Genomic DNA, 3,843 nt, shown 5'->3' on the forward strand with positions numbered 1-3,843 from the left:
ATGCAGTGACATTGTTGAAACAATGTCACAGAACACGGAAATCGGAGTTCTATGTGGTTCTTCATCGTAAAAGGAGTATGTCTGAGACTTCCAATTATGTACTAAAACGCAAGTATGGTGAAGAAATCAAAGCAAGAATATACCGGAACCAGGTTAAAGAGATCATGTTAAAGGTTGTTGTATACAACCTTGACAGATTTATCCAGGTTAAAATTATTGTTTATTCGAGGTTTTCTACAGAGCCGAAAAATTTAATGAAATTACTTTGGTTTATTATATTTGCCATGTATTGATTATTTCCATCAAAACGAAAGGATGTAAACAATGAAAATCAATCCAAGATGTGCACACTGTCTGCTTACAAGAGTGCATTATGAAGCCGAACTTTCAACAGATGATGAACAGTTGTTACATGAAGCTGTCAGGGCAGGGATCGATGTACTTAATAAAACCTACAGACCTGGTAGACCTGCCGGTGAAATCTCAACTGCTGTACACCGGAAAGTATATGAAGTACTTGGGGATAATGATCCATACCTTAATTTAAAAAAATTGAGCAATGATATAGCAGAAGATATATTACCTGTTGCAAAAAAAAGAGTTTATGAAGGTGGTCCCAGAAATAAAGAGCTGTTCAGAAGGGCTGTTCTTGCCTCTGTAATAGGTAACACCTTTGATTTTGGAGTCGTGGGTTTTGATGTTGCCCCTGATGTATTTGATCAAACTTTCAACCAGACCTTTGAACAGGGGCTGGATGTTGATGATACATCATCGATGTTTGAAATGCTTGATGATGTGGTCTATATTGCGGATAACTGTGGTGAGATATTACTTGATACCATTGTATTTGATATAATCAGAGAACTGGGAGGAACTGTTACACTGGTGGTAAGGGGTGCACCCATACTCAATGATGTAACACTTGAGGATGTTTATAACTATGGAATCGATAAAAAGGTAGACCATTTACTGACCACAGGTTCAAATGCAATCGGTGTCAATTTTGATGATGTTTCTGATAAGCTCCTTAAAGCTTTTGATAACGCATCCCTTATAATAAGTAAAGGAATGGCAAATTACGAAACACTTTCAGAACACAATTTGGGACCCATCGCCTATCTGCTCAAGACAAAATGTGAGAGCGTGGCATCTGATCTGGGTCTTGAAACCGGATACACAATTGCAAAACTGGTAAATAAACAATAAGAGGTAATAACAATGTGTGAACTCAATGCAGTGCTTGTTACTGGAAATGAGCGTCAGTTGATTATGGAATCGGTAACCAGAATGGTTAACAACGATGGCAAAATAGAACTTACAGGCATATTCGGAGATAAAAAATACGTCACAGGGTTTATAAAAGAAGTTGATTTCTCAAAGGGAGAAACAATTATAACCCAGAACAGCTAAAAAATGCTCTGGGCTCATCTTCCCAACATCTTCATCATTTCTTTTTTCAAAAATCTCAGCCTGCAGTAATAGGGTAGCTTCTCTTTTGTAATCGGTCGGTATCTTTTTACAATCATCACTGGTATATTACAATCCTGTGCTATGTTCTCTGAAAGATTACCAAGGAGTACTTTGCTAAATCTCTGGCTGGAATCACCAATAACTAAAATGTCGCTGTCACGTGCTGAATCATGGATAGCATCTTTTACATGATAATCTTCTCTAATTTCATAGTTTATTCTGAGTTCAGCATCATGTGATGCCCTTTCAAGCATTTCAACCTCTCTGTTTTTCTGATAATCTGCTAGTTCAGGGTTGATAATACGGACAAGTTTAATCCTGGACCCGGTACGTTTTGCAATTCTTTTTACAATATACAGGGCATATCTGGAATTTTCTTTATCATTGTATGCAACAGTTATACTGTCAATTTTTTTGGGTAAGTTTCCTTTCAGAACTATTATATCCTTCCTTGCACAGGATAATACTTTTTCAGCGATATCTCCTATGAAACTGTAACCTTCATGCCATCCCACAACGATAAGGTCTACTTTTTCAATATTTCCCTGCTCTATTATAGAATTGGATATATCATGGTCAAAGGCTACAATGTACTGATGCTCACATCCATCCATTACAGAGCATCGTCTAAATTGTTTTTCCAGTAAACTATCGATTTCTGGTTTGTGTTCATGATATTCATCCCGTGCAGCCTGCAAACTCGTTTGATTTGGAACCTTTCTGACATGCAAACCTATGATATCATCACCGATATCTTCTGCAAGATGTACAAGGTCGCTTTCATGTTCCGGGTTCGCTATCGGTACCAGTATTTTCAATCTTTCATGTTTTTCAGGAATTTTACGGGACTCTATCATATCCAGTAGATTATATTTGGGGATTGCTTTACCTTTTCCATATCCTGTATACCAGAGAACACCTGCAATAGTAACAGCTACTGCAAAAACGAAGGGTAAAATACCTATCATCGGAAGCAATGCAAGGCTTCCTAAAATACCAAAAATCTGGGTTACAGGATAAAAAGGGTCCCTGAATGTAGGTTTATACCAGTTTAAACTGCTCCTTCGAAGGATTATAGCTGATATATTGACCAGCACAAATACCAGTATATTAAACGCACTTCCAAGTTTTGCCAGTTGTTCCACATCGAATATGAAAAGGAGAATAATCATTATTAGTCCGGTAGCCATTATTGCTCTGTAAGGTGTATTGTATTTCTTATGTATCTGAATAAACCACTGTGGTACAAGGTCATCCCTTCCCATTGCAAAAGGAAACCTTGATGAAGACATTATAGCAGCATTGGCTGTAGAAAGGGTCGCCAACAGACCGGCAATAACCACAATTATTTTTCCAGTAGAACCCAACATAATATTTGCAACATCTACAAGAGGTGTTTCAGTGTTGACAGCATCTTCAAGCGGTAAAACACCATTTACTACTATCATAATACCGGTGTAAAGTATCGTAACAGCTGCAACTGAACCAATAAAGGCTCTTGGTAGGTTTTTTGAAGGGTCTTTCACCTCTTCAGATATTGCAGCCAATTTTATAATTCCCAGATATGATATAAATACCAGTCCTGTGGTGGCGAATATAGAACCATAACCATACGGTACAATTGGATGGAATTTAGCTGAGTCTACATAAAAAAATCCATTTATGATAAAAAGTGAAAGCATAATAAACAATGTTATTACAATTACGTTTTGAAGAAATCCACTACTCTTTGCACCTCTATAATTTATAAAAAGAAGTAAAAACCCGACAATAGTGGCAGTTATCAAAACAGGAACCGGGAATATGGTATAGAAGTAGTCGCCAAGCCCTACAAGTGCGAAGGAACCCTTGAATACGAGCCCTATCCAGGCTCCCATACCGATAATGGTACCAAATACCGCACCCATTGCCCTACTAACAAAATAATAACTTCCACCTGCACGGGGCATCCCAGTTGCAAGTTCTGCAGCGCTTATTGCAGTAGCCATCGCTATCAAACCCCCGAATATGAACGATAGGATGGCAGCAGGACCCGCTGCAGCGGTTGCCATACCAGGTAGTATGAAAATGCCAGCACCTATCATAGTACCTGTTCCGATTGCAAACGTAGAAAAGAATCCAAGACTCCTCCCTAATCTCTCACTTGTATCTATTTCTGGCATAAAACACCCCTGGTATTATCTATCAAATAACATGGATTCATGAAGTTCAGTATAAATATTTACCCTTTAGTAGGTTTGTAATTCAGGAAGCGTTTGTGTGACTTAAAGTTATCTGAACTGAGGAAAAACTTAAGTGTAAATATTTCTCATATTTTTTATAAGCAAAGCGTAAAACCCCGATGTATTTACAAAGCATCGGGGATGTAAGCGT

3 protein-coding genes and 1 pseudogene are annotated in these 3,843 nt (G+C 38.0%); 3 read left to right on the forward strand and 1 reads right to left on the reverse strand.

Annotated elements, in window-relative coordinates:
* From ACLFMM_RS09410 to ACLFMM_RS09420, 3 genes and pseudogenes are all read left to right on the forward strand, one after another.
* Window positions 1–293, forward strand: a pseudogene (locus ACLFMM_RS09410) (hypothetical protein); the annotation flags it as partial.
* Between the two features lie 31 nt (window positions 294–324).
* The gene (locus ACLFMM_RS09415; RefSeq protein WP_410808477.1) at window positions 325–1,206 is read left to right on the forward strand and encodes a damage-control phosphatase ARMT1 family protein; all 882 of its coding nucleotides are present in this window, start codon (window positions 325–327) and stop codon (window positions 1,204–1,206) included.
* 12 nt (window positions 1,207–1,218) lie between these two features.
* Window positions 1,219–1,410: a CooT family nickel-binding protein gene (locus tag ACLFMM_RS09420; protein ID WP_410808478.1), complete on the forward strand. Its 192-nt coding sequence runs from the start codon at window positions 1,219–1,221 to the stop codon at window positions 1,408–1,410.
* Window positions 1,411–1,424: 14 nt separating this feature from the next.
* On the opposite strand, the gene ACLFMM_RS09425 is transcribed toward ACLFMM_RS09420, so the two are convergent.
* Complete coding sequence (locus ACLFMM_RS09425; protein ID WP_410808479.1) at window positions 1,425–3,632, reverse strand: amino acid permease; 2,208 nt, start codon at window positions 3,630–3,632, stop codon at window positions 1,425–1,427.
* Window positions 3,633–3,843 lie beyond the last annotated feature (211 nt).

The sequence above is a fragment of the Methanohalobium sp. genome (assembly GCF_046546175.1).
Taxonomy (GTDB): Archaea; Halobacteriota; Methanosarcinia; order Methanosarcinales; family Methanosarcinaceae; genus Methanohalobium.